Genomic DNA, 24,708 nt, shown 5'->3' on the forward strand with positions numbered 1-24,708 from the left:
TACTTACTGTATAGCACATTCTGCCGGGTCAGACTATCGTGCGGCTTAGGTCAAACAGGGTAATGGAATTCTTATTAATCAAAGTTTATGCATATTGATTTTGTATATTTATTAACGCTTGCGGCCTCTCCATTGATCCAGGACACATTAAAAGTATGATGAATTATTAGAATCGTCACACGCTTGTGCCTGATACCCCCATGATTAGAGGTCATTATTTTGTCCAGAGTTGGCCGCACCGTTTGTGCGATGCTGGCCTGCGCGTCGTTATATGCGCATGCCGCACCCGATGAGATTTCCACCGCATGGCCTGTCAATGTGGGGCCGCTGAACCCGCATCTCTACACGCCGAACCAGATGTTCGCCCAAAGCATGGTGTATGAACCACTGGTGAAATATCAGGTGGATGGATCGGTAAAACCGTGGCTGGCCACAAGCTGGACAAGTTCGAAGGACGGAAAAATTTGGACCTTTACCCTTCGTGACGGTGTCACTTTTTCAAATGGTGAGGCATTTGATGCACAGGCGGCGGCTGAGAATTTCCGCGCTGTACTGGATAATCGCCAGCGCCATGCCTGGCTGGAATTGACCAATCAGATAACGGACGTCAAAGCGTTAAGCAAAAACGAACTGCAAATCACGCTTAAAAGCGCCTATTACCCCTTCCTGCAGGAACTTGCGCTGCCGCGTCCTTTCCGCTTTATTGCCCCGTCGCAGTTTAAAAATCACGAGACGATGAACGGGATAAAAGCGCCGATTGGCACCGGGCCGTGGGTATTGAAAGCGTCCAGACTCAATCAGTACGACGTGCTGGTTCGCAACGATCGTTACTGGGGAACCAAACCAACGATTCGCCAGATAACCGTCAAGGTTATACCGGATCCCACCACCCGCGCGGTAGCCTTCGAAACCGGTGACGTTGACCTGCTTTACGGTAACGAAGGACTGGTGCCGCTGGATACCTTCGCGCGGTTTAGCCAAAATCCTGCCTACCGCACCCAGTTGTCGCAGCCTATCGAAACGGTGATGCTGGCGCTGAATTCCGCCAAAGCGCCTACCGAAGAGCTGGCGGTGCGCGAAGCGCTGAACCATGCGGTCAATAAAAAGTCGCTAATCGAGAATGCGCTTTACGGCACGCAGCAGGTGGCGGATACGTTGTTCGCGTCTTCAGTGCCGTATGCCAACATTGGTCTCAAGCCGCGGCAGTACGATCCCCAGCAGGCAAAATCGCTGCTGGAAAAAGCCGGCTGGCTACTGTCGGCTGGCAACGTGATCCGTGAAAAAAAGGGGCAGCCGCTTCGCATTGAACTTGCCTATATCGGCACCGATGCACTGAGTAAATCCATGGCAGAAATTATCCAGGCCGATATGCGTCAGGTGGGCGTTGACGTTGCGCTGGTGGGGGAAGAGGAGAGCAGTATCTATGCTCGCCAGCGTGATGGTCGTTTTGGCATGATATTTAACCGCACCTGGGGCGCTCCGTACGATCCGCATGCGTTTATGAGTTCAATGCGCGTTCCTTCACACGCCGATTACCAGGCCCAGCAGGGGCTGGCGGATAAGCCCGTTATTGATAAAGAAATTGGTGAGGTGTTGTCCACCACTGATGAGGTACAACGCCAGTCGCTGTATCGCGACATTCTGACGCGGCTGCACAACGACGCGGTGTATCTGCCCATCAGCTACGTTTCAATGATGGTCGTCGCGAAACCTGAACTGGGTAAAATACCGTTTGCGCCCATCGCGTCAGACATTCCGTTTGAACAGATCCAGCCGGTGAAACCCTGATGCTTCGTTACATTCTCCGGCGTATTGCGCTTCTGATCCCGATGGTTTTCGCCGCCTCGGTGATTATCTTTCTGATGTTGCGTCTGGGGACCGGCGACCCGGCACTGGACTATTTGCGACTGTCGAATTTGCCCCCAACTCCGGATATGGTGGCTTCAACACGTATTATGCTGGGGTTGGATCAGCCGCTTGTCGTCCAGTACGGCAGCTGGCTGTGGAAAGCGTTACACCTTGATTTTGGCGTCTCGTTTGCGACGCAGCGTCCGGTTCTGGATGACGTTATGCACTTTCTCCCTGCCACGTTATTGCTGGCGGGGGCGGCGCTGGTGCTGATCCTGCTGACTTCCGTGCCGCTGGGGATTTGGGCGGCTCGCCATCGCGACCGTCTTCCTGATTTTATCGTGCGTCTGATTTCATTTCTGGGCGTGTCGATGCCCAACTTTTGGCTCGCTTTTTTACTGGTGATGTTTTTCTCGGTTTATCTCCAGTGGCTACCCGCGATGGGCTACGGCGACTGGCAGCATCTCATTCTGCCCGCTGTCTCGATTGCCTTTATGTCACTGGCGATTAACGCCCGTTTGCTGCGCGCCAGCATGTTGGAGATTGCTGGACAGCGGCACGTGACCTGGGCCCGGCTAAGAGGGTTAACCGAGAAGCACACTGAGCGTCATCATATTTTGCGAAATGCTTCGCTGCCGATGATCACCGCCGTGGGAATGCATATCGGGGAGCTTATCGGCGGGACGATGATTATTGAAAATATCTTTGCCTGGCCAGGCGTTGGGCGCTATGCCGTCTCGGCGATATTTAATCGAGACTATCCGGTCATTCAATGTTTTACGCTGATTATGGTGGTGGTATTCGCGCTCTGTAATCTGACGGTTGATGTGCTTAACGCCGCGCTCGACCCGCGCGTTCGCCGCCATGAAGGAGCGCATTCGTGAATTTTTTCCGTTCCTCCCGCTGGCCGGTCCGCTTTGCTCTTGTGATTATCCTTCTGCTGGCGTTGATAGCCCTGACCAGCCAGTGGTGGTTGCCTTACGATCCACAAGCCATCAATTTGCCAGCACGTTTGTTATCACCAGACGCGCAGCACTGGTTAGGCACCGATCATCTGGGGCGCGATATTTTTTCTCGGCTGCTGGCGGCCACCCGTGTATCGCTGGGATCGGTTATGGCCTGTCTGTTGTTGGTGTTGATATTAGGGATGACCGTTGGCGGCGCAGCGGGGTTGCTTGGTGGCCGTGTTGACCAACTCACCATGCGCGTGGCGGATATGTTTATGACCTTTCCAACCTCCATTCTCTCGTTTTTCCTCGTCGGCGTATTAGGGACGGGGTTGACCAATGTCATCATCGCGATTGCGCTGTCACACTGGGCCTGGTATGCACGAATGGTGCGAAGCCTGGTGATTGCCCTGCGCCAGCGCGAGTTTGTGCTCGCCTCGCGGCTTTCCGGGGCGGGACATATTCGTGTTTTTCTCGACCATTTGACCGGGGCTGCGATCCCCTCGCTAATCGTGCTGGCCACGCTGGATATTGGTCATATGATGCTGCACGTCGCGGGCATGTCATTCCTGGGGCTGGGCGTGACTGCGCCGACCGCCGAATGGGGAGTGATGATTAACGATGCGCGCCAGTATATCTGGACCCAGCCGTTACAAATGCTGTGGCCAGGGCTGGCGCTGTTTATCAGCGTGATGGCCTTTAATCTGGTGGGTGACGCCCTGCGCGATCATCTCGATCCTCATCTGGTCCCGGAGCATGCTCACTGATGCCACAACAGATTGAACTGCAAAATATTGTCATCCAGGCCGAACGCACGTTGGTCAACGGTGTGTCGCTTACCCTCAAACGCGGACGCGTATTGGCGCTGGTGGGCGGTAGCGGCAGTGGTAAATCGCTGACCTGCGCCGCAGCGCTTGGGGTGTTGCCCGCTGGCGTACGGCTGACGACAGGCCAACTGCTGGCGGATGGCAAACCGGTTTCGCCCAACTCGCTGCGCGGAATCAGTGTTGCGACCATTATGCAAAATCCGCGAAGCGCCTTTAATCCGCTGCATACCATGGCAACGCATGCGCGCGAAACCTGCCTGGCGTTAAACAAACCGGCAGACGATGCCACACTTATCGCCGCCCTGGATGCCGTTGGGCTGGAGAATGCGTCGCGAGTCCTCAAGCTTTATCCGTTTGAAATGAGCGGCGGCATGCTCCAGCGGATGATGATTGCGCTGGCATTGCTGTGTGAGGCTCCATTTATCATCGCTGATGAACCCACCACCGATCTTGATGCGGTCGCTCAGGCCCGAATACTCGATCTGCTGGACAGCATTATGCGCACCCGTTCGCCGGGAATGCTGCTGGTCACTCATGATATGGGCGTCGTCGCCCGTCTGGCGGATGAGGTGGCGGTTATGGACTGCGGTGTCATCGTCGAGCAGGGTGAGGCTGAAGCGCTGTTTCGCGCCCCCGAGCATGACGTGACGCGCCGCCTGGTATCGGCACATCTTGCGCTGTACGGTATGGAGATAGCGTCATGACATTGCTCAGTGTCTCTGCCATTTCTCATCACTATTCCTCGTCTCAGCGGGTGCTGAACAACGTATCCCTGAACCTCAAACAAGGCGAAACCGTGGCATTGCTCGGACGTAGCGGCTGCGGAAAAAGCACGCTGGCGCGCCTGTTGGTGGGGCTGGAATCGCCCACAGAAGGCAATGTGCTCTGGCAAGGTGAAACGCTTTCAAGTCTTAACCGTAAGCAGCGAAAAGCATTTCGTCGCGATATCCAGATGGTATTTCAGGATTCCATCAGCGCGGTGAACCCGCGTAAAACGGTAGGTGACATCCTGCGTGAACCAATGCGCCATCTGCTGTCGTTGAGCAAAAAAGAACAACTGGCCCGCGCCAGCGCGCTACTCCAGTCGGTCGATCTGGATGACAGTCTTCTTCACAAGCGACCGCCGCAGCTTAGCGGTGGCCAGCTCCAGCGCGTATGTCTGGCGAGGGCGATGGCCGTTGAGCCTAAGCTGCTAATTCTTGACGAGGCCGTTTCAAATCTGGATTTGGTCCTCCAGGCCGGCGTTATCCGCCTGCTTAAAAAACTCCAGCAACAGTTCGGTACGGCGTGTCTGTTCATCACTCACGATTTGCGCCTGGTCGAGCGTTTTTGCCATCGGGTAATGGTGATGGAAGCGGGGCAGATTGTTGAAACACAGGCTGTTGGCAATACATTGACGTTTTCATCTGATGCGGGGCGCGTACTACAAAACGCCGTCCTTCCTGCTTTTCCCGTACGCCGCCGCGAGACGGTATAAGGAACACGCGATATGCAACGAGTGACCATTACTCTTGATGACGATTTACTCGAAACGCTGGATAGCCTGAGCCAGCGTCGAGGTTACAACAACCGTTCAGAAGCCATACGCGATATTCTGCGCAGCGCGCTGGCGCAGGAGGCGACTCAGCAGCATGGTACCCAGGGATTCGCGGTGCTTTCCTACGTTTATGAGCACGAGAAGCGAGATTTAGCCCGCCGCCTTGTCTCCACTCAACATCATCACCATGATTTGTCGGTAGCAACGCTGCACGTGCATATTAATCACGATGATTGTCTGGAGATTGCCGTACTGAAAGGCGATATGGGCGATGTTCAGCATTTCGCTGATGACGTTATCGCCCAGCGTGGCGTTCGTCACGGACATTTGCAGTGTCTGCCCGGTGACGATTCAACGTTGTCAGACTAAGGTGGGCAGGGTGACATGATGGTACACCGGCCAGCTAAAGCAAAATTTTGTTCCACCCAGATCGCTTGCCTCGCAACTGACCTGTCCGCCCATTGCCTGGGCAATAGAGCGCACAATGGCCAGACCCAGCCCGCATCCGCCCGTGGCGCGGTCGCGGCTTGGGTCGAGACGCACAAAGGGTTCGAATACCTTTTCGCGCTCGTCTAAAGCGATACCCGGACCATCATCTTCTACGGATAAACTGGCCTGGCTGCCGTTGTGCTGCAATCGGATACGCAGCGTATGGTTGCTGTAGCGCAGCGCATTATTGACGAGATTATCCAGCACCCGCTCCATCAGACGCATGTCCAGCGCCCCGTAATCCCCTGGGTCGTCAACCCGCAGCAGCGTACGTTGCGGGTTAACGCTCTGGACGTCGTCGATATAGCCTTTGAACCAGGCAGGCAGATTCGGCGTGGTGAGATTCAGTTCATTTTGCGGGCGATCCAGACGTGCATACGTCAACAGCTCTTCGATTAACGCTTCTAGCTGTTCAATATCACGGTTCAGCGCCTGGGATTCCGTCTCGGTGAGATTGTCGCTCATCTCCAGACGATAGCGCAGACGCACCAGCGGCGTGCGGAGTTCATGCGCAATACCGTCGATCAGCCGTTTTTTACTGACAATCAGCGCGTTGATGTTATCGGCCATCTGGTTAAACGCTACACCTAAGCGCTCAAAGCTGGAGGTGCTGTCAAAATGGATCCGCTCTGTGAGGTGTCCATCGCCAAAGCGCTGTGCCGCGGCCTCAAGCCGCAGCATGTCCTGCCAGTGGGGTCGCATCCAGATAAACACGGGAAAGGCCAGAGAGATGGCGATAAACGCCAGCAGCGCTAAATCCAATAGCCGCATCTGATGTAAAAAATACAGATATGGGACCGGCCCGACCGCCAGTACATAGTGGCTGCGCGGAATGCGTTGAATAAAGGTGTACTGATCGTCCAGCGCCACAATGTCACCATCGCGCAGGCGCTGAGTGGTGGGTGTATCCAGTTTGTAATTCTTCAGTGGCTCAATACGCATATTAAACGAGAGGTTCAGATCCAGCTCTTTCAGCGTGCGCGCCCAGTCATGCGGCGGGATTTCACGTAGCTCGCTGCGCATCAAATAGAGCGAGCTTTTCATCAGGTCATCCAGCGATTGTCTGCCCGCGCGCTCGGCGGTGAATTTATACACCAGCCCGACCAGCATGGTCATCACCAGAAAGCAGACAAACAGCAGAAGGTAAAACTGCACGAACAGCTTTTTCATGTCGGTATCCGGGTGACGGGTTGATCAGGTTTCCCAGGCGTGAGGGGCGAACAAATAGCCTTTATTACGCACGGTTTTGATGCGGTAGGGTTCGGTGGCATTATCGAGCAGTTTTTTACGCAGACGCGAAATAGCAACGTCGACGCTGCGATCCATACCATCGTAGCTTACGCCACGCAGGTTTTTCAGCAGCGCATCGCGATCCATAATTTGTCCGGCATGCGTAGCCAGTTCCCACAGCAAATCGAAATCGGCGGTAGAAAGCGCGATATCGGTGCCCGAGAGCAGAACCTGACGATTGACCGGGTCGATCGACAGGGTGCCAAAGCGCATCGCTTTGTAGGGCGTCAATGCTGCGGAGGAGGTTTGGCTATCGGCAGCCACGCGCTGGCGCAGGTGAAGGCGCAGTCGGGCCAGCAATACGGCAGGCGGAGTGGTTTTCAGGATGTAATCGTTCGCACCCATCTCCAGCGACAAAATGTGGTTCATGTCGCTATCGAGTGACGTCAGCAACACAATAGGACCGTCCCATTTGGCGCGGAGGTCGCGACACAGCGTCATACCATCTTTGCCGGGGAGCATGATATCTAAAAGCACCAGGTCCGGTTTCTCACGCAGCACCACTTCTTCACCTCGGTCGCCGCGTGGCTCAACGATAACATCCATATCGTGTTTACCCAGGTAGGCGGCAATAAGCTGGCCGACTTCAGGTTCATCCTCAACGTAAACGATCTTATTCATACCACGTCTGTTTTCGCGAAAAATGCCAACATACACCGCACAACCTTAACCTGCCATTAATCTTTCTCAAATAAACCCTGTTCCGTTATTCAGGCTTCCGGCTCGTATTGTTCTTTGAGTGTTAAGGTAAAAGTGAGGGCGCGTCTGTTTTAGTTCAGAGAGCGACCGCCGTCGACGCCAAACGAGCGGCCTGTGACGTAGCAGCTGGTTAACAGATAGTCGATAAGATCGATCACTTCTTTCTCGCCGGGAGCAATCTTCATCAGCGATTTATTCAGCGCCTTTTGACGGTACTCGGCATCATCGTGTTCATTAAACAGAATGAGCGAGGGCGCAATGGCGTTCACTTTCACTTCTGGAGCCAGCTTACGGGCGAACGAGCGGGTCATATTATCCAGTGCGGCTTTGCTGGCCGCGTAGGCGATGTGTTTGTCGCTCCCGCGCTCTACAACGTAGTCGGTGAAATGAATAATGTCGCTCGCAGCGTGCCCGTGCCCTTGCAGCAATCCTTGCAATGCGTGATTGAGCAGATAGGGGGCGTGAACGTGGATCTGCAACATACAGGAAAGCGTTTCGCTGAGCGGCGTACTGGGTTTTTCTGCCAGCCAGGCGCTGGCATTGTGTACGATGGCGCGCAGGCCACTGGTCGTGGATTTTACGGTTTCCGCGAAGGCGAGAATGCCTTCATCCGATGAGAAATCTGCCTGAATACAGACCGCTCCCGCCTGGCGTAATCCCTCAATGGAAGGATACTCGTTGCGGTAGCTCACGATCACGGGCTGGCGAAGATTGAGAAAGTGGTGGGCAAGGGCGAGGCCGATGCGTCGGCCTCCACCGGTAATTAGAATCGGGCGTTGCTGCGCGTTTCCCATCGTGTTTTCCTTTTCCGTTCAACACTGGGAAAGACGACGCTTATCCCATTAACATCCACGTTGCCGGTACGGCAGCGACCAATAACAGACTAATCAACGCCATTTCACGGCGCAGCAGGGTATTTTCAAGCTGATGCGTACGGCGTGCATACATAAACACCAGCAGCCCCGGGGCATACAGCACGACGGAGAGTAACAGATGCATTGGCCCGGAGGCATACAATAACCATAGACCGTAAATGCATGCACCCGTACCTACCATGTAGTGCGCGGGACGGGTGGCTATTTTTACCAGATAAGCTCCCACCAGGAAATAGGGTACCAGAATCATCTCAGAGGCGATGGTCAGCAGGGTGTTATAGTCCGACCCTGTGAGCCAGATCAGCACCAGGCAAACCTGTACGCTAATGTTGGTTAACCAGAGTGATGCTGAAGGCGCGCTATTTTTATTCTGTCGAGCGAACAGACGCGGGAATGCCTGATGCGTTGCGGCCAGAAACGGCACTTCTGCCGCCATAATGGTCCAGCTCAGATAAGCGCCACAGACGGAAACGATTAGCCCCGCAGCAATGACCACATCGCCCCATGAGCCCATCATTTTAACCATTAGCCCCGCCATCGAAGGGTTACGCATACCGGCTAGTTCAGGACGGGCGACCACGCCGATGGAAAGCAGAGTGACCAGCAGATAGACGCTCAGCGCGGCCACGACGGCCAACAGCGTGGCCCGACCCACGTCACGTTTGTTACGTGCTCGGGCAGAGACCACTACTGCGCCTTCAACCCCAATAAAGACCCACAGGGTGATGAGCATCGTGTTTTTCACCTGCTCCCAGACCGGCACACCCAGCGCCACGCCGGTGAAGTCGAGGCTAAATACGTCGAGTCGAAACGCGATAAACGCCAGGATGATAAACAGCCCGAGCGGTATGAGTTTGGCCATCGTGGCAACGAGATTAATGCTGGCCGCCGTTTGAACGCCGCGTAACACCAGCCAATGGACGAGCCACAGCAGGACAGACGCCCCGACAATAGATTGCCAGGTATTACCGTCGCCAAAGAAGCGCAGTTCCGGCGTATCGGTAAAGAAGCTCAACGCGGAGAAGACAATCACCAGATAAGAAACGTTGGCGATTACTGCGCAAAGCCAGTAGCCCCAGGCGGAGCAAAAACCAATCAGTTCGCCAAAACCTTCGCGGGCATAAGTGAATATTCCGCCATCCAGGTCCGGTCGGATGCGCGTGAGTAGCAGCATGGCAAATGCCAGTAATAAGATCCCAACACCGGTGATCCCCCAACCGATGAGCAGAGCCGCTGGGCTCGCGACTTCCGCCATATTCTGCGGCAAACTGAATACGCCTGCACCCAGCATGGAGCTTAAAACGAGCGCAGTTAAAGCACTCAGGCCAAGTTTCTTTTCCATTGGCTTCCTGTTATGAAAGGTCCAAATCCAGAATAATTATTTCGCACAAGCGCATAAAAATGGTGGATCACACTAAGGCGCGGGATTTTACGGAGAGTCGCGAAGGCATGCAATGACGTGGGGCAGAAATTCATAAAAAAGTAACAAAAAAGGCGGCATTTAGCCGCCTGTGTTAAATCGTTTTGGTTACTTATACAAGTCAGCGCTGATCGTCACGTTGTTACCCCGTTCCTGCCACTGGCGGGTGATGTGGTAATACTTCGCACCTTTCTTCTGCGCGCGCTTCGCCACCTGGTAGGAGACTTCGGTCATATTGCCGTAGTTACCGGTGAACTTGATGCTGTCGAAAGGAACCATCTGCGCAGCGGTGGTTTTGTTCAGCTCTTCGATTTTTCCGCCATCCGGCAGGGTGACCGTATAACGACCCCCTTTGGTGGTTTGCGTTTCAAAGAAACGACCGACGTCGGAGCTTGGCGTTGCCGTGGTCGCGACGCCTGGAATTTCGACCTGCTTCGCGGCTTCTCCGCCTGCTGCCAGTGCTGCACGTCCAGCTTCTGAATTGGCCGGAATAGCATCCGGGCTTTGCAGAACACGTTTTTTCGCATCGGCTTTGTACAGGAATGCGGTAATACGCTGGTTGCCGCCCTGGTTGGCATCAATCTGGCGAACGATATAGAAAGAGGACGCGCCTTTTCCTTTCGCTGCTTTAGTGATGGCATCGTTCACTTCAGGCTGGCTGCGATAGAAACCCTGTACGGTGACGGTATCAAAAGGTTCAAGCGCGATGGCCTGATCCTTAGGTAATTCGGTGATGCCGTTAATCACGCGGTTTTTAGGTGCATCGGCTTTCGCTGCATCGTCTTTGTAGAGATCGGCTATGACGCGCAGGTTGCCACCGCTGCCATAATCGGAAGTATCCACGACGTAAAAAGAGGCAGCGCCTTCTTTGTCAGCACGGCGGGAAGCAGCCTGAACTGCATCGCCAATGGCATTAAAACGACCGGTAATAGTGACGCGGTCGTAAGGTTTTAACGCTGCCGCTTGCTCCGGCGTTAACTCTGTCGCTGCATAAGCGGACAGGGCGGTCGCAGAAAGAAGTGCGGACGCCAGGAGAGTGTTCTTAAGCTTCATAAAAATAATCCTTCGCCTTGCGCAAACCAGGTACTGGTATTGTTGTTTATTTGAGATCGTGGCCGATTATGGCATTTAAAACCCGTCGCTGTCTGCGCCATTTTTCGCAGCCAGTGCTAACAGCAGGATCAAATTCGATAACATTTAGTGATATGTCGAATAAACAGGCATTTGAACAGTAAAACTGATTAAGCATATGACTTTTACAAGTTAATTTAATGTTAATGGCTTGATCCAATATGGCGCTATATCATGTTTTTACCGCTTCGCTTGCGCTATTTATCGGCCCTGACGATAAAATTAAGGTAAATATCTCTGTCAGAGACGGCAATCGCTTATTTTTCACAGATAAAGTCATAAATAGTGTTTTCAGGCGGTAGATCACAGGCGCTATTTTCAGTAGGTTATAGAAAGTTTGTTACTGTTTTATTTTCCGTGGTTATTCATCCGGCGTGTCAGCAGATGACGTAAGCTGAGCTAACCGCGGTTATTTATCGACAAACCATCATCAAACACCGATGGAAGGGAAAACTATGCGTATTGGGGTACCAAAAGAACGGTTTGCCAATGAAACCCGCGTAGCCGCAACGCCGAAAACGGTCGAGCAGCTGCTTAAACTGGGATTCACCGTCGCCATTGAAAGTGGCGCGGGCAAACTGGCGAGCTTCGATGACGAAGCGTTTATTCAGGTTGGCGCTGAAATCGTCGACGGTTCAGAAATCTGGCAATCGCCCGTTATTCTGAAGGTTAACGCACCGGAAGAGCATGAAATTGCATTGTTGAATCCGGGTACTACGCTTGTGAGCTTCGTCTGGCCTGCGCAAAATCCAGAACTGATGGAAAAACTGGCGGCGCGTGGCGTGACCGTCATGGCGATGGACTCTGTCCCTCGTATTTCTCGCGCCCAGTCGCTGGACGCACTGAGTTCGATGGCAAACATTGCCGGTTATCGCGCCATCGTTGAGGCCGCCCACGAGTTTGGTCGCTTCTTTACCGGGCAAATTACTGCCGCGGGTAAAGTGCCTCCTGCGAAAGTCATGGTGATTGGTGCAGGCGTCGCGGGCCTTGCGGCGATCGGCGCGGCGAACAGCCTGGGTGCAATTGTTCGTGCATTCGATACTCGCCCGGAAGTGAAAGAACAGGTGCAGAGTATGGGTGCCGAGTTCCTTGAGCTGGACTTTAAAGAGGAAGCGGGCAGCGGCGATGGTTACGCTAAGGTGATGTCCGAAGCCTTCATCAAAGCGGAAATGGAACTCTTTGCAGCACAAGCAAAAGATGTGGACATCATCGTCACCACTGCGCTGATTCCGGGTAAACCAGCACCTAAGCTGATCACTCATGAAATGGTCGATTCCATGAAAGCCGGTAGCGTGATTGTCGATTTGGCAGCGCAAAACGGCGGCAACTGCGAATACACTGTGCCAAATGAAATTTTCACTACCCCCAACGGTGTGAAGATTATCGGGTATACCGACCTGCCGGGTCGTCTGCCAACCCAGTCTTCTCAGCTGTACGGAACTAACCTCGTTAACCTGCTGAAGCTGCTCTGCAAAGAGAAAGACGGCAACGTCACGGTTGATTTTGATGATGTCGTGGTGCGCGGCGTAACGGTGATTCGTGATGGCGAAATCACCTGGCCCGCGCCGCCGATTCAGGTTTCTGCTCAGCCTCAGGCGGCAGCAAAAGCCGCGCCAGCGCCGAAAGAGCCCGCAAAACCGGTTTCTCCGTGGCGCAAATATGCCTTCATGGCGCTGGCAATTATCCTGTTCGGCTGGCTGGCAGACGTCGCGCCGAAAGATTTCCTGGGTCATTTCACCGTCTTTGCGCTCTCTTGCGTCGTGGGTTACTACGTGGTGTGGAACGTTTCTCACGCACTGCACACTCCGCTGATGTCGGTGACTAACGCCATTTCAGGGATCATTGTGGTGGGCGCATTGCTGCAGATTGGTCACGGCGGCTGGGTGAGCTTCCTGAGCTTTATCGCGGTGCTGATCGCCAGTATCAATATTTTCGGTGGTTTCACCGTGACTCAGCGCATGCTGAAAATGTTTCGTAAAGGCTAAGGGGTAGCATATGTCTGGAGGATTAGTTACAGCTGCATACATAGTTGCTGCGATCCTGTTTATTTGCAGTCTGGCGGGGCTTTCTAAACACGAGACTTCACAACGTGGTAACCACTTCGGTATCGCCGGTATGGCGATCGCCCTGATTGCGACCATCTTCGGGCCAGACACGGGTAACGTGGCGTGGATCCTGGTGGCCATGATTATCGGTGGTGCCATCGGTATTCGTCTGGCGAAACGCGTTGAGATGACCGAGATGCCAGAGCTGGTCGCGATTCTGCACAGCTTTGTCGGTCTGGCAGCGGTGCTGGTGGGCTTTAACAGCTACCTGTATCACGAACCGGGCATGGAGCCGATTCTGGTGAACATCCATCTCACCGAAGTGTTCCTTGGCATCTTCATTGGTGCGGTGACGTTCACCGGTTCGATCGTGGCGTTCGGCAAGCTTCGCGGCAAGATTTCATCCAAACCACTGATGCTGCCAAACCGTCATAAAATGAACCTCGCGGCGCTGGTGGTTTCATTCCTGCTGCTGGTGAGCTTTGTCCGTACCGAAAGCGTCGGCTTGCAGGTTCTGGCATTGCTGGTGATGACGATTATCGCGCTGGCGTTTGGCTGGCATCTTGTGGCGTCTATCGGCGGCGCGGACATGCCTGTTGTGGTCTCCATGCTGAACTCCTACTCGGGCTGGGCAGCGGCGGCGGCAGGCTTTATGCTGAGCAACGACCTACTGATCGTGACCGGTGCGCTGGTGGGCTCTTCAGGTGCGATCCTGTCTTACATCATGTGTAAGGCGATGAACCGTTCGTTCTTTAGCGTGATTGCAGGTGGATTTGGTACTGACGGCGCAACCTCTACCGGTGAAGATGACGTCGGTGAGCACCGCGAAATTACTGCTGAAGACACCGCTGATATGCTGAAGAATTCGCATACGGTGATCATCACTCCAGGCTACGGTATGGCGGTGGCGCAGGCTCAGTATCCGGTAGCAGAAATTACCGATAAGCTGCGTGCGCGCGGCATCAAGGTGCGTTTTGGTATTCACCCGGTAGCAGGGCGTCTGCCTGGCCACATGAACGTACTGCTGGCAGAAGCAAAAGTGCCTTATGACATCGTGTTGGAAATGGATGAAATCAACGATGATTTCTCTGATACCGATACCGTGTTAGTCATTGGTGCGAACGATACCGTGAACCCGGCTGCGCAGGATGATCCTAACAGCCCAATCGCTGGGATGCCGGTTCTGGAAGTGTGGAAGGCGCAAAACGTTATCGTCTTCAAACGCTCCATGAACACAGGCTATGCTGGGGTGCAGAACCCGCTGTTCTACAAAGAGAACACCCACATGCTGTTTGGCGATGCCAAAGCCAGCGTGGATGCAATTCTGAAAGCGCTGTAAGTTTGATGCAAACAAAAAGCCGCCAGTCATTTGGCGGCTTTTTTTGTGCCTAAACTCAAGCGTTAATCGTCTTCGGCATCGTCCAGTTCAACCGGTGTTTGATACTGATCCGGTTTAATGACCAGCAGATCGCAGCGCAGATGATCGATAACCTGCTCGGCGGTATTGCCCAGAAACGCCGCTGAAATGCCCGTACGACCCACCGTACCAAGCACCACAATACCGGCTTGCAGGTGCTCTGCTAAGTCAGGAATAACCTCTTCAGGCAGCCCTTTCTCAACGTGAGTCATTTTCTCATCAATGCTGAATTTCTGGCGTAAGGCTTTCATTGCCAGCAGATGCTGACCGCGAATCGCGTCGTTATAAACGCTCGGGTCAAATTCAGGCAGTTCGATGGCGATGTTGATTGGCGTAACCGGGTAAGCTCCTACCAGATGCACTTCGGTATGGTTTACCTGCTCGGCCAGATGGATAGTCTCTTTCACCAGCTTTTCGTTTAAAGCGTTGTGGTAATCCTCTTCGCTGGCAAGGTTGACCGCCACGACCGCTCTGCCACCTTCCGGCCAGGGCTGATCTTTTACCATCCACACCGGACATGGGCATTTACGTAGCAGATGCCAGTCAGTCGGCGTGAAAATAACGGATTCCAGCTTGTCGTGCTGGTGGGTCATTTTTAGCAGCAGGTCATGACCGCCAGCGATCACTTCCTGAATGATGGCTTCGAAGGGGCGGTTGTGCCACACCACTTTGATATCAATAGGAATGCCTGCATCAAGGTAATATTTTGCCTGCTCTCGGATCCAGGCCGTTCGCTGGCCTATCACTCCCTGACGCATAGCCGTGCGCTCATCAGGCGACAGAAGGGTGGTCATTTCGTATGAGAAGTCATAGATCGGCAGAAATGCTTTAATCTTGCCACCAATCCGTTGATGTAAATAGACAGCTCGCCGTAACGCCGGTTGATCGTCCTGATTAGGATCGATGGCCACCAGCATGTTTTGATATTTTGCCATACAGGTCTCCTTACTACTGTAACCACAGTCTGTAATTAAAAGAGTAACCTATATATCTTGAATGAAACAGGGGAGAAGGTTTTGCCAGATCAATAAATCATGAAAATTTATAGTTAACTTGATTATTATATTGATTTTAAACAAATTTATGCACTTTAAAAGACCCTTGGGGGTGTGATGGGGGTAAACCGGTAAGTATTTTGCTGTTTATCATGTCTACCTGGTCACTATTCATGTCGCCGATCCACTTGGCATAAACCTCATATACCATCCTGGAATCTTCATGGCCCATCTGACTGGCAATAAATGAAGGGTTTGCACCAGCAGAAAGTGACCAACATGCATACGTATGCCTTGACTGGTAAGGATGGCGACTTCTAATACCTGCGCGCCGCAAACCATGTTTCCATCCATAGGATATCGAGTTTTTGGAAAAGTAACCGGTCTTTTTTTTCGAGTGAGATGTCGGGACGAATACCGGACTGATGATTTGTTTTTCAGTTTTTCCATGCTCTCGGTGATGAAACTCGATTGAATGGGCGGGAAGGGCGCCAGTTATTTTGAACTGCTTAATTAATGCATCGTGAGCGGATCTGAGCAAGGCTATTTTTCTGATCCCTGCATCAGTTTTAGGCGGAACGAATAACCCTTTACTAGTAAGGTTTCGCGAAACATTGATTACCCCATTCTTCAGGTCGACATCCTCCCAAGCAAGCGCACATAGTTCGCCATGCCGCATTCCTGTATGAGTGGCAATTGTCCAGATGAGCGCATGATGTAGAGAAAGGTGTGAAATAAAGGAATGATACTCATCAAAGCTAAGTGGGTCAGGTGATCGCTTTGAAACCTTAAGCATCTGTATGCCCTCGTATGGAGCATGGGAGATGAACTGGCTACGGTTAGCCATTTTTAACATTTCTGTCAGGACGTTTATGAGCGTATTTACCCTTGATGGCGATCGGCCCTGTTTCTTATAATTTGGCATACTGGGATTAACGACTTCACCGAACAGAAGTTCCCGCCGGTAGTTGAGCAGGTCGGCGTTCTGAATATCGGCTAAAAGTGTGCTGTTTCCCACAACCCTCCTGAGAGTGTTGACCGTCGAGCGAATTGTGAGCATTGAAGCCGCTGAAACCTCGAGTGCCTTGTAATCGCAGAACAAGTCGCACAATTCAGTGAAGTTGTTAATGCGCTTCGTCGTGCCGAACTTGCTGAGCGCTTTTGATTCTGGGAATCGCTGGGCATAGTCGAATGCGCCCATTTGGATTTCGCTGACAATCAATGCTCTCAAGTTGCCAGCTTTTTTTATATTGCTATTACTGACCAACCACCCACGCAGAACTTCGCGGCATCGTATGCCGCGGTAGGTGAAAGTGATGCGTATTTTGCCGTTGTGTAATTCAATACCGGTTGGAAATTTCATCAGAGTTCCTGCACTAACTGATTAATCTTGGGGTAGTTGTACCAGAGCAATCCTTTGGCATTATCAGTCTGACCCAGCGCTGTTAAATGCTTGAAATGCACGCCTTCCACCCAAAGCTTCAGACGGTAATTTTTGATCTGACCTTCGGTAAGCCCTGTTCTTTCAGTTAATCTGGTCTCAACCACCCACTCTTCGTTAAATATTACCTGTGCCATCATTCACCTCAGGTAACCGGCATCAGTATAAAGATACCGGTTAAGAACAATTGATATTCCGATATCAGGAGGCCTGACCGGGTAATGAACGGAGCCGACGCATGCCAGTCATTGCTGTAGCTACATAGCTCGCCTTACGATTCACCACTTCAACCCAAACTTTCACACCTTCAACTCTCACGGTGTAGGTCTCTTTCATCTTGCTTCGCCCGTAATCGCCGTAACGTTGCTGGTGGGCTGCGAGCGCGATGTCACATGCCTGGCGAGCCAAAGGGGATTGCCTACTACCTCGATTGATCAGTCGCATATTGTCTCCTTTAGGGAGGGTTTCCCCTCCCGATCTCCCTAAGCCACGTATTCCGGTTTCATATCCGCCAGAGTGATTCTGAACTGATCGTGTAGCTCTTCGCTCAGATGACGTTTAGCCGATGCCAGCACTCGCTCAACTTCCCCGAATCGCTCAGTGGCTTCGGGAGCATCTGAAGGCGGCAGAGAATTGATTGCCGCTTCTACTTTGTTGCGTGCGTCCACAAGGTAGTAACGCTTCACTGCTTTGTTCTTTAGCTCGGTGAACAGGGCGGAACCCAGCGTGGCTTTTACGCTTTCGATATCAACCCGTAACGCTTTGGCGCTATCAACGTCCTGTACAGCATCGATGCGGTCGCGGAAATCATCAGCCAGGATATCAACGTTGACGGCCGATTCCTGAGCGGCGTGAGTGGTTGTTACGTTGTCACCTGATAGGTTTCTGAGGCTTACTCTTGTCGGTGCTGGATTAATTTCCCTCTCTGCACGCTGCTCAACTTCATCCGGACTGTAGACGCCGAGGATCACCTCAGGGCAGTAGAGTCGCGCCCAATACTTAACGGCCAGATATGCGATCTGTTGCTTTGGTGCTGTCTTCCAAAGCGGTGAGTTACGTGTGGTGATATCCGCTAGGTAAATAGGCTCACCCCAGGTAATGTCCTCTTCACCGCGCAGAACTGCACCAACCTTGATAAACAGGCCTAATTCATTGCGACCTTCTTTTTGTCCCGCAATCTGCTCCCAATCACCGCCGTACTTATAATGGAAGCGACCAACGATGGCGCTGGAACTTGAAATTACTGCGTTAACCAATTGAGCTTCGTAACCCAACACGCCGTTTACCAGGTGCGTTTTCTGCGCCACTGCATATGGATTCATTCCCCATTGCATGGCCTGCATGACGATCGCCATACAGTCGGCAGGTTTCCCCGCAAGATGCTTGGGAACAGTGACAGCAGACTGAGCCATTAGGTCAGCGAAAGCGGTTAACTGGCCGAGTGCCTGCACATTGAATACTGCGTTGCTGGCAGAGAGGGTGTTTGGAGCCTGCTCTGTTGTGATGATATTTGTATTTTGCATGGTCAAATCCTCCATTAAGCCAAACGCAACGCTTCGAGACGGCGCAGGTCAAAGTCGTTCAGTTCGTCGGTGTAATCGTCAGTGATCGGCGATGGCCATTCGCCAGTGTCGAAGCCAGTAGCGATAGCGCGCATCGATTTGCGGTATTCGAGCATTCCCAGTTCCAGCAGTTCTGCGGATGCTTCGATGATGGCGATCCAGTGGTAGTTCTCGTCTTTGTTGACGAAAATCCAGAAGAACTGATCCAGACCTGCGGTCTCGCAGTACATTGCAGCGCTCAGGTGGTAATCACGGTCGATGATTTCGCGGTGAAGTTTGGCGCGAAGTCCTTCCTGCTTAACGTTCCACATGCTGATGGTTTTCAGGTCAGCACCAATACGCACTCCGTCTATTTCGATCTCGAGGTCAGGGCGGACACGCACTTCCAGGCCGGTTTCATCGTCAAAGCCAAAGTAGCTGACCTCAACTGCACGGCTCGGGTGCTGTAGTAGCATGCCGGCTGTCGGGTGGGCCAGAAGGGCCGACTGGATGGCCAGTGCGGTCGTCAGCTGCTGGCGCGTCACCAGAATCTTGTCGCCCGGGTTGTTGCGCCATGCATCCAGCAGTTCGTCGGCAAACACGGCATCCTGTTTAACGGATTTCACGGACTGCATCAGGTCAGCTTTGGTACCGGACACTTTCAACGGTGCCGGCTTCTGTGCTTCCTGTGCGACCAGGTCAGGATTGACGATCGCCAGCTGCTCGAGCAAGGCATCGCGGTTGCCGCTGGTTTTCACCTGCGATGGAAGGGTGGAGTTATATTCTTTGATGCAGGCTTTCATCGCCGTGGCGGTTTGTTTCTGATCTGCTTCGATACGCTGAAATTCAGCTGGCAGCGCCATGTAACTTTGAGCCGTTTCTTCAAGCGATCCGCCAAGCGAGACCTGGGGCGGCAGGGTGCTGTTGTGCGCTTCCAGCAGGGCTTTAATTTCGTCAGCGCTCAGCAGTGCCGGCAGACTGGCGTTATACGTGTCGATGAACTCGCGAAGTGTTGCAGTCGTGGTAAAGGCACTCTCCGGAATCAACGGTTCAACACTGAATTCTTCATCCAGATTTTCAGGCTGAAGAGCCAGTGCGTGCACAAGGTTGCCCATATCCAATACTTTGGAAGGTGCTCGCGGGATGGTTTTGGCTACGTGACGCGCGTTGAAATACATCAGACTCACTCGCGCATCTTTAACCTGCGTCGAGCTGATGCCATTCGCCGCGTGATAGACGTCATTTGGCAGCCCTTCATAGCGGCCCGGTTCGAAGTAAGCCGGATATTCTGGTTCGGCCTGTTTCACTTCTGGCACGTTTTGTACCGGTTCCGGCGCGTTCTGGTTTACAAAATCGCTGTTTTGGCTGGCTGAATCATCTTTTTGGTTAACATCCGCCTTATTCTGGTTTGCGAGGCTTGGCGCCGCGGCGGCAAGCACATCAGCCGGCGCTACGATATTTGCTTGCGGATCAGCTGCAACAGCGCCTTCGACTGGTGGTACCGCATCATTAATTTCGACTTTCTCTGGCTGAGCCTTTTCCATCTGCTCATTGCTGAAGTTCTCCTCTTTAACAGATGACCGGTCATCTTTTTCTGTTGGTTTTTCATTCATCAGACCATCGATGGAGAACACGCCGCTGCCGAGGTTTTCGATCTGTGGTTGGCTGGTGGCGGTATTTGCCCACTTCGGCAGGGAATGGGTATCAGCAGAGTCATCCTGCTCAACAGCGAGATGTTGTTCGTCGGTTTTTACCCACTTCGGCAATATGTGCTCGATAGATGCCTGTTCATCGACACATGATAATTCTGTAGTGTCAGCGCCCGGATCTTTGGTGTCTGCTGAGGGGGATGGTATCGGTAAGAGTTTCACCGCTGCATTGAATTCAGCCGTCATCGTCTGGTTAACGAACTCAAGATGAGCTGCTGGTGTGTGATGGATGTTTTCTGGCGCGATGCGAATCAGGTTAAAAATTGCCGCGCGGTTTACCGCCAGAACGCCCGGTTGATTGCGCAGGATGGCGCTCCATGACTTCCACGGTTCTTCTTTTTTCGCCACAACTTCTTTGGCTCGACGATGGATGCTGCCGGGTATCTCCAGATGGTTGAAGTCCATCGGTAGCAGGGCGCAGGCAATTTCCAGATCCAGAGTGTCCAGTGAGTGGTGCGCACCTTCGCCGCGGTCGGTGTCATAACCACCATCGGCATTCGTACCGGAATCGGTGCGCTGAACATTGCTGATGCGGTTGCCGACTGCCCATTCGCGTACAAGAATGCCGCGATCAATATAGTCTGTGTTGAACCAGGTTCTGAAGAACTGGATTACCAGCGACAACTCGACACGTTTTCCATCTACAGGAAAGATTGTTTTAAGGGCGGTAATTACTTTCCAGAAGTCGAGCTCGTGGGCAGCTTTGAATGGCTCTACATTCTCAGCGGCCAGGAGCATGTTTTGCACGTAGCTGTTATCAACATCCATTTCGAGTTGTTGAATGGCTTTCTTCTGTTCAGCATCGATGTGGTAGGCGTATTCGTCAGCAATAAACTGCGCGAGGATCCGCTGACGTAGTGGAAGCGTGGCGACGGTGATCAGCTCAGGGGTCTTTGAAGTGGTGTTTTCTCCTACGGAATCTGCCGCTGGCTTTTTGTCTTGAGCCCATTTGCTTACGGTAAGGCTGCGAGTGTCTGCATCATTAATCCACTCGTTAATGAAGTCTTCGAATGAGGCAGTGGCATATAACTGATCAAGGTCGAAAACGGTTTTAATAGCCCGGACAAGTTTCCATTCTATATGGGCAGAAAGCTCTTTGACGCCAGGAGCAGCAGCCATGGCTTGCACAAGGTTCTGGACGAAGAGATTGGTTTCGTCATTCTCCATTTGTCCGATCTGAATGTGCTGCTCTTCGCTTATTTCTTTAAGTTCGTTGTCATTAATCAGGTGAGCAATGATGCGTTGTGGTAGACGTAGACGAGCTATCGGGCGAAGTAATTCATCCTTTTCAAAGTGACTAACCGGGGTTGATTCTTCCCGCTGTAACTTCGCTTTCCAGGTGCGCTGGTCTTCATCCAGTTCGTAGCGCTTGCACCAGGTGTAATCCACTGTGTTTTCTTCCGGCAGGTCGTCATAGACCGGGAAATCAGTGCGGATCGGTTTCTGGTAATCCTTACCCCGTCCAGTTTCAATACCAGCATCTTCAAGCTCAACATCGAGCTGCAGATTGGCGCGAGCTTCGGATTTCGCAGTGAACCAAACCACTGCGTCTTCTTTGCCGGATTTCTGCGTAGCTTTAACTACATAGAAAAATTCCATGTGAGATCCTCTTTTTTGGATGTAAGATCCCCGGGCCAGAGATAGCGCCCATTGGGTGAACTTTGGTTTTGTTTAGTTTTCCGGTGTAACTTTGGTCGGTGTCACCGGACGTACGGGCCGCCTTGCGCGGCTTTTACGTTAGCTTTCGTGGGCCATCTGGTCGTACGAAGCACAACGCTCAGAGCAATACTCTTTTTCTTTGCGCGCCAGCTGTGAGCCATTGCGATAGAGAAGGGTACTTTTAACTACTTCCTCCGGTTCAACCGGCTTGCCGCAGTAACCGCTGGGGGCCTTCATGTTGGTGAAGTCAAAACGACACTCGCGATGAAAGGCTACGACGAGGCACGCGCACAGATGGCGCTCGAGTTCCTGCAGGAGTATTGCGGATCCGATAGTACAGGTCTGGTAACAATCGATGGAGTAATTTATAAGATAGTCGATATCGGAATGCGCATGCTCCAACCGCTTGAGCTATATCGGGCGCAGGGATTCCCTGAGTGGTACATCATCGACCGTGACTACCGTGGTGTGAAATATGCTAAGGATAAGCAGGTGGCCCGATGCGGGAACGCCGTACCGCCTCCGTTTGCTGAGGCCTTGGTTAAAGCAAACCTGCCAGAGTTATGCGTAAGCGATCAAGCGGCATGATAATCCATTTAATGCCGCTTTGTTTGCGGCATATTTTACTCGAAAAATGGTCTGCTATGAGCGAAAAGCGGACGCCTGCATAGCGTAAACAGACATCCGATAATTTAAAGTGAACAGATTACTTAACCCGCTTCCCCGATTCGTCAATGACCTTCTCGCCATCCTCTTTGGTAAACGCTCCTTTCTGACCTTCCGGTAGAATATCCAGCACTATTTCTGAAGGGCGGCAAAGACGAGTGCCAAGCGGTGTAACGACTATCGGCCGATTAATCAAGATCGGATCTTGAAGCATGAAATCAATCAACTGCTCATCACTAAATTTCTCTTCATCCAGACCCAGGCGTTCATAAGGTTCAACATTCTTACGCAGCAATGTGCGTACAGTAATTCCCATATCTGCAATAAGTTTAATAAGCTCATCACGGGTCGGGGGCGTATCGAGATAATAAATTATCGTCGGTTCGTTGCCGCTGTTACGGATCATCTCCAGCGTGTTGCGAGAGGTGCCACAGGCCGGGTTGTGATAGATGGTAATGTTGCTCATATCAGTATCTCATTACAAAGTGACAGAGAGCCGCCACGCCAGCGCGGCCAGAGTGACAAACAACACAGGCATAGTCATGACAATGCCGGTACGGAAGTAATATCCCCAGGTGATCGTCATATTTTTCTGGGCAAGCACATGCAGCCACAGCAGGGTTGCCAGACTGCCAATCGGGGTGATTTTCGGGCCTAAATCGCAGCCAATCACATTGGCATAAATCATTGCCTCTTTGACGACGCCGGTCGCCGTACTCCCGTCAATCGACAGCGCGCCAATCAGCACCGTCGGCATATTGTTCATCACTGATGAGAGAAAGGCCGTCAGGAAGCCAGTGCCGAACGTCGCTGTCCATAACCCCTTGTCTGCTAGCAGATTCAGCACGCCAGACAGGTACTCCGTGAGCCCTGCATTGCGCAGGCCATAGACCACGAGGTACATGCCCAGTGAGAAAATAACGATCTGCCATGGCGCACCGCGCAGGACTTTCCCTGTGTTAATGGCATGCCCTCTTTTCGCCACCACAAACAGCACTGCTGCACCAGCCGCCGCTATCGCACTAACAGGAAGCCCCAGAGGCTCAAGAACAAAGAAACCGACAAGCAGCAATAACAGTACAACCCAGCCCGCCCTGAAGGTTGCCGGATCCTTTATCGCACTGGCAGGTGTCTTGAGCAGCGAAACGTCATACGTCGCCGGAATATCCCTGCGGAAAAAGAGATGCAGCATGACCAGTGTGGCAGCAATAGCGGCCAGGTTCACAGGAACCATTACGGAGGCGTACTGGGTGAAGCCCAGGCCAAAGAAATCCGCCGAAACAATATTCACCAGGTTTGAGACAATCAGCGGCAGGCTGGCAGTATCCGCGATGAATCCAGCTGCCATGACAAAGGCTAGCGTCGCCCCCTGGCTGAACCCCAGAGCGAGGAGCATCGCAATCACAATCGGAGTGAGTATCAGTGCAGCACCATCGTTAGCAAACAGTGCAGCAACAGCAGCACCGAGCAAAACTATCCAGGTAAACAGCAGACGGCCGCGCCCGTTACCCCAGCGGGAAACATGAAGTGCGGCCCATTCAAAGAAACCGGACTCATCGAGCAGCAGGCTGATGATGATCACAGCAATGAATGCTGCGGTTGCATTCCATACGATATTCCAGACGATGGGGATATCATCAATGTGGATGACCCCCGTTCCCAGCGCCAGTAAGGCTCCGATACTCGCGCTCCAGCCAATGTTGAGGCCTCTGGGCTGCCAGATGACCAGGACCAGCGTCAGTATAAATATACTCCCTGCCAGAAACATTTCAGCCCCCTTCATATATGTTTATGTATATGTGATTTATCAGCATGACGTGCATGCGGATTTCTCTAGCCATCCCCGCACATCGTCGCGTAAGCAGTGCCATGTCGTCGTTATCATCTCGCTGGCCCATGCCGGCATGTGCGGGGACAAGCGATAGTGAACCCATTTACCTTCCCGGCGGTCGAGTACCAGTTCAGCCTCACGGAGGATGGCCATGTGGCGAGAAATTTTAGGCTGTGACTCTGTGGTCGCTGCGCAAATATCGCATACGCACAGTTCCCCTGATTCCTTGAGAAGCATGACAATGGCAAGGCGGGTATCATCCGACAGGATTTTAAAAAGCTGAACAGGCTGTAGCATTTTTTACTCCGTTCCCTTTAGAGTACACATATGGTAAATCATAT

At 52.6% G+C, this 24,708-nt stretch carries 23 protein-coding genes and 1 pseudogene; 9 read left to right on the top strand and 15 right to left on the bottom strand.

The window, feature by feature from the left end; genetic code table 11:
* Positions 1 to 249 precede the first annotated feature (249 nt).
* From nikA to nikR, 6 genes are read left to right on the top strand one after another with little or no spacing between them, the layout of a single operon-like run.
* Complete coding sequence (gene nikA, locus AC6EMZ_RS05590) at positions 250 to 1,788, top strand: nickel ABC transporter substrate-binding protein (protein ID WP_498401485.1); 1,539 nt, start codon at positions 250 to 252, stop codon at positions 1,786 to 1,788.
* Positions 1,788 to 2,732 (top strand): nickel ABC transporter permease subunit NikB, encoded by a 945-nt coding sequence (nikB, locus tag AC6EMZ_RS05595; RefSeq protein ID WP_498401411.1) that lies wholly within the window; start codon positions 1,788 to 1,790, stop codon positions 2,730 to 2,732. Before nikA ends, nikB begins: the two co-directional genes overlap by 1 nt.
* The gene (gene nikC, locus AC6EMZ_RS05600) at positions 2,729 to 3,562 is read left to right on the top strand and encodes a nickel ABC transporter permease subunit NikC (protein ID WP_498401412.1); all 834 of its coding nucleotides are present in this window, start codon (positions 2,729 to 2,731) and stop codon (positions 3,560 to 3,562) included. Before nikB ends, nikC begins: the two co-directional genes overlap by 4 nt.
* Entirely contained in the window at positions 3,562 to 4,326 is a 765-nt protein-coding gene (gene nikD / locus AC6EMZ_RS05605) for a nickel import ATP-binding protein NikD (protein WP_498401413.1), read from the top strand. The genes nikC and nikD overlap by 1 nt, the downstream gene beginning before the upstream one ends.
* Entirely contained in the window at positions 4,323 to 5,099 is a 777-nt protein-coding gene (gene nikE / locus AC6EMZ_RS05610; protein ID WP_498401414.1) for a nickel import ATP-binding protein NikE, read from the top strand. The genes nikD and nikE overlap by 4 nt, the downstream gene beginning before the upstream one ends.
* Positions 5,100 to 5,111: 12 nt before the next feature.
* Entirely contained in the window at positions 5,112 to 5,528 is a 417-nt protein-coding gene (gene nikR, locus AC6EMZ_RS05615; RefSeq protein ID WP_498401415.1) for a nickel-responsive transcriptional regulator NikR, read from the top strand.
* On the opposite strand, the gene rstB is transcribed toward nikR, so the two are convergent.
* The 5 genes from rstB to ydgH all read right to left on the bottom strand — a co-directional run bounded on the left by rstB (position 5,520) and on the right by ydgH (position 10,985).
* Positions 5,520 to 6,818, bottom strand: coding sequence for a two-component system sensor histidine kinase RstB (gene rstB, locus AC6EMZ_RS05620; protein WP_498401416.1), 1,299 nt, complete (start codon positions 6,816 to 6,818; stop codon positions 5,520 to 5,522). The genes nikR and rstB overlap by 9 nt on opposite strands.
* 24 nt (positions 6,819 to 6,842) lie before the next feature.
* Complete coding sequence (rstA, locus tag AC6EMZ_RS05625; RefSeq protein WP_498401417.1) at positions 6,843 to 7,559, bottom strand: two-component system response regulator RstA; 717 nt, start codon at positions 7,557 to 7,559, stop codon at positions 6,843 to 6,845.
* A gap of 149 nt (positions 7,560 to 7,708) precedes the next feature.
* Positions 7,709 to 8,431 carry a dihydromonapterin reductase gene (gene folM / locus AC6EMZ_RS05630; RefSeq protein WP_498401418.1) on the bottom strand — a complete coding sequence of 241 codons (723 nt, stop codon included), beginning with the start codon at positions 8,429 to 8,431 and terminating at the stop codon, positions 7,709 to 7,711.
* Between the two features lie 40 nt (positions 8,432 to 8,471).
* Positions 8,472 to 9,854, bottom strand: a complete 1,383-nt coding sequence (locus tag AC6EMZ_RS05635; protein ID WP_498401419.1) for an amino acid permease — start codon at positions 9,852 to 9,854, stop codon at positions 8,472 to 8,474.
* Positions 9,855 to 10,040: 186 nt separating this feature from the next.
* Positions 10,041 to 10,985 (bottom strand): DUF1471 family protein YdgH, encoded by a 945-nt coding sequence (gene ydgH, locus AC6EMZ_RS05640; protein WP_498401420.1) that lies wholly within the window; start codon positions 10,983 to 10,985, stop codon positions 10,041 to 10,043.
* Between the two features lie 533 nt (positions 10,986 to 11,518).
* Between ydgH and pntA the strand changes: the two genes are divergently transcribed.
* Together pntA and pntB are read left to right on the top strand one after the other, a co-directional pair.
* Entirely contained in the window at positions 11,519 to 13,048 is a 1,530-nt protein-coding gene (pntA, locus tag AC6EMZ_RS05645) for a Re/Si-specific NAD(P)(+) transhydrogenase subunit alpha (RefSeq protein WP_498401421.1), read from the top strand.
* 10 nt (positions 13,049 to 13,058) lie between these two features.
* Positions 13,059 to 14,447, top strand: coding sequence for a Re/Si-specific NAD(P)(+) transhydrogenase subunit beta (gene pntB, locus AC6EMZ_RS05650; RefSeq protein WP_498401423.1), 1,389 nt, complete (start codon positions 13,059 to 13,061; stop codon positions 14,445 to 14,447).
* A gap of 62 nt (positions 14,448 to 14,509) precedes the next feature.
* Here pntB and uspE read toward each other — a convergent pair whose 3' ends face one another.
* The 7 genes from uspE to AC6EMZ_RS05685 all read right to left on the bottom strand — a co-directional run bounded on the left by uspE (position 14,510) and on the right by AC6EMZ_RS05685 (position 22,107).
* Positions 14,510 to 15,460 carry a universal stress protein UspE gene (gene uspE, locus AC6EMZ_RS05655; protein ID WP_498401424.1) on the bottom strand — a complete coding sequence of 317 codons (951 nt, stop codon included), beginning with the start codon at positions 15,458 to 15,460 and terminating at the stop codon, positions 14,510 to 14,512.
* Positions 15,461 to 15,596: 136 nt separating this feature from the next.
* A complete protein-coding gene (locus tag AC6EMZ_RS05660; protein ID WP_498401426.1) occupies positions 15,597 to 16,883 on the bottom strand; it encodes a site-specific integrase in 1,287 nt (428 codons plus the stop codon).
* Positions 16,883 to 17,098 (bottom strand): excisionase family protein, encoded by a 216-nt coding sequence (xisR, locus tag AC6EMZ_RS05665; RefSeq protein WP_498401486.1) that lies wholly within the window; start codon positions 17,096 to 17,098, stop codon positions 16,883 to 16,885. The genes AC6EMZ_RS05660 and xisR overlap by 1 nt, the downstream gene beginning before the upstream one ends.
* 64 nt (positions 17,099 to 17,162) lie before the next feature.
* The gene (locus tag AC6EMZ_RS05670) at positions 17,163 to 17,405 is read right to left on the bottom strand and encodes a DUF4060 family protein (RefSeq protein WP_263092880.1); all 243 of its coding nucleotides are present in this window, start codon (positions 17,403 to 17,405) and stop codon (positions 17,163 to 17,165) included.
* A 38-nt stretch (positions 17,406 to 17,443) separates the two neighbouring features.
* On the bottom strand, positions 17,444 to 18,484 hold the full coding sequence (locus AC6EMZ_RS05675; protein ID WP_498401427.1) for a RecT family recombinase: 1,041 nt from the start codon (positions 18,482 to 18,484) through the stop codon (positions 17,444 to 17,446).
* Positions 18,485 to 18,498: 14 nt separating this feature from the next.
* Positions 18,499 to 21,810, bottom strand: coding sequence for a RecE family exodeoxyribonuclease (locus AC6EMZ_RS05680; protein ID WP_498401428.1), 3,312 nt, complete (start codon positions 21,808 to 21,810; stop codon positions 18,499 to 18,501).
* 138 nt (positions 21,811 to 21,948) lie between these two features.
* A complete protein-coding gene (locus AC6EMZ_RS05685) occupies positions 21,949 to 22,107 on the bottom strand; it encodes a YdaE family protein (protein WP_498401429.1) in 159 nt (52 codons plus the stop codon).
* Between AC6EMZ_RS05685 and AC6EMZ_RS05690 the strand changes: the two are divergent.
* Positions 22,078 to 22,458: pseudogene (locus AC6EMZ_RS05690) on the top strand (DNA cytosine methyltransferase); the annotation flags it as partial. The gene AC6EMZ_RS05685 and the pseudogene AC6EMZ_RS05690 sit on opposite strands and share 30 nt — an antisense overlap.
* Before the next feature lie 118 nt (positions 22,459 to 22,576).
* Here AC6EMZ_RS05690 and arsC read toward each other — a convergent pair.
* From arsC to AC6EMZ_RS05705, 3 genes are read right to left on the bottom strand one after another with little or no spacing between them, the layout of a single operon-like run.
* On the bottom strand, positions 22,577 to 23,002 hold the full coding sequence (gene arsC, locus AC6EMZ_RS05695; RefSeq protein WP_279264776.1) for a glutaredoxin-dependent arsenate reductase: 426 nt from the start codon (positions 23,000 to 23,002) through the stop codon (positions 22,577 to 22,579).
* 12 nt (positions 23,003 to 23,014) lie between these two features.
* On the bottom strand, positions 23,015 to 24,304 hold the full coding sequence (locus AC6EMZ_RS05700; protein ID WP_279264777.1) for an arsenic transporter: 1,290 nt from the start codon (positions 24,302 to 24,304) through the stop codon (positions 23,015 to 23,017).
* A 39-nt stretch (positions 24,305 to 24,343) separates the two neighbouring features.
* On the bottom strand, positions 24,344 to 24,664 hold the full coding sequence (locus AC6EMZ_RS05705) for a transcriptional regulator (RefSeq protein ID WP_279264778.1): 321 nt from the start codon (positions 24,662 to 24,664) through the stop codon (positions 24,344 to 24,346).
* Between the last annotated feature and the right edge of the window lie 44 nt (positions 24,665 to 24,708).

It is taken from the genome of Enterobacter sp. SCRI0065, assembly GCF_059766475.1.

Coding starts and splice junctions, on each gene's coding strand:
- nikA (WP_498401485.1), top strand. CDS start 250: ATGCTGGCCTGCGCGTCGTTATATGCGCATGCCGCACCCGATGAGATT.
- nikB (WP_498401411.1), top strand. CDS start 1,788: ATGCTTCGTTACATTCTCCGGCGTATTGCGCTTCTGATCCCGATGGTT.
- nikD (WP_498401413.1), top strand. CDS start 3,562: ATGCCACAACAGATTGAACTGCAAAATATTGTCATCCAGGCCGAACGC.
- nikE (WP_498401414.1), top strand. CDS start 4,323: ATGACATTGCTCAGTGTCTCTGCCATTTCTCATCACTATTCCTCGTCT.
- nikR (WP_498401415.1), top strand. CDS start 5,112: ATGCAACGAGTGACCATTACTCTTGATGACGATTTACTCGAAACGCTG.
- rstB (WP_498401416.1), bottom strand. CDS start 6,818: ATGAAAAAGCTGTTCGTGCAGTTTTACCTTCTGCTGTTTGTCTGCTTT.
- rstA (WP_498401417.1), bottom strand. CDS start 7,559: ATGAATAAGATCGTTTACGTTGAGGATGAACCTGAAGTCGGCCAGCTT.
- folM (WP_498401418.1), bottom strand. CDS start 8,431: ATGGGAAACGCGCAGCAACGCCCGATTCTAATTACCGGTGGAGGCCGA.
- AC6EMZ_RS05635 (WP_498401419.1), bottom strand. CDS start 9,854: ATGGAAAAGAAACTTGGCCTGAGTGCTTTAACTGCGCTCGTTTTAAGC.
- ydgH (WP_498401420.1), bottom strand. CDS start 10,985: ATGAAGCTTAAGAACACTCTCCTGGCGTCCGCACTTCTTTCTGCGACC.
- pntA (WP_498401421.1), top strand. CDS start 11,519: ATGCGTATTGGGGTACCAAAAGAACGGTTTGCCAATGAAACCCGCGTA.
- pntB (WP_498401423.1), top strand. CDS start 13,059: ATGTCTGGAGGATTAGTTACAGCTGCATACATAGTTGCTGCGATCCTG.
- uspE (WP_498401424.1), bottom strand. CDS start 15,460: ATGGCAAAATATCAAAACATGCTGGTGGCCATCGATCCTAATCAGGAC.
- AC6EMZ_RS05660 (WP_498401426.1), bottom strand. CDS start 16,883: ATGAAATTTCCAACCGGTATTGAATTACACAACGGCAAAATACGCATC.
- xisR (WP_498401486.1), bottom strand. CDS start 17,098: ATGGCACAGGTAATATTTAACGAAGAGTGGGTGGTTGAGACCAGATTA.
- AC6EMZ_RS05670 (WP_263092880.1), bottom strand. CDS start 17,405: ATGCGACTGATCAATCGAGGTAGTAGGCAATCCCCTTTGGCTCGCCAG.
- AC6EMZ_RS05675 (WP_498401427.1), bottom strand. CDS start 18,484: ATGCAAAATACAAATATCATCACAACAGAGCAGGCTCCAAACACCCTC.
- AC6EMZ_RS05680 (WP_498401428.1), bottom strand. CDS start 21,810: ATGGAATTTTTCTATGTAGTTAAAGCTACGCAGAAATCCGGCAAAGAA.
- AC6EMZ_RS05685 (WP_498401429.1), bottom strand. CDS start 22,107: ATGAAGGCCCCCAGCGGTTACTGCGGCAAGCCGGTTGAACCGGAGGAA.
- arsC (WP_279264776.1), bottom strand. CDS start 23,002: ATGAGCAACATTACCATCTATCACAACCCGGCCTGTGGCACCTCTCGC.
- AC6EMZ_RS05700 (WP_279264777.1), bottom strand. CDS start 24,304: ATGTTTCTGGCAGGGAGTATATTTATACTGACGCTGGTCCTGGTCATC.
- AC6EMZ_RS05705 (WP_279264778.1), bottom strand. CDS start 24,664: ATGCTACAGCCTGTTCAGCTTTTTAAAATCCTGTCGGATGATACCCGC.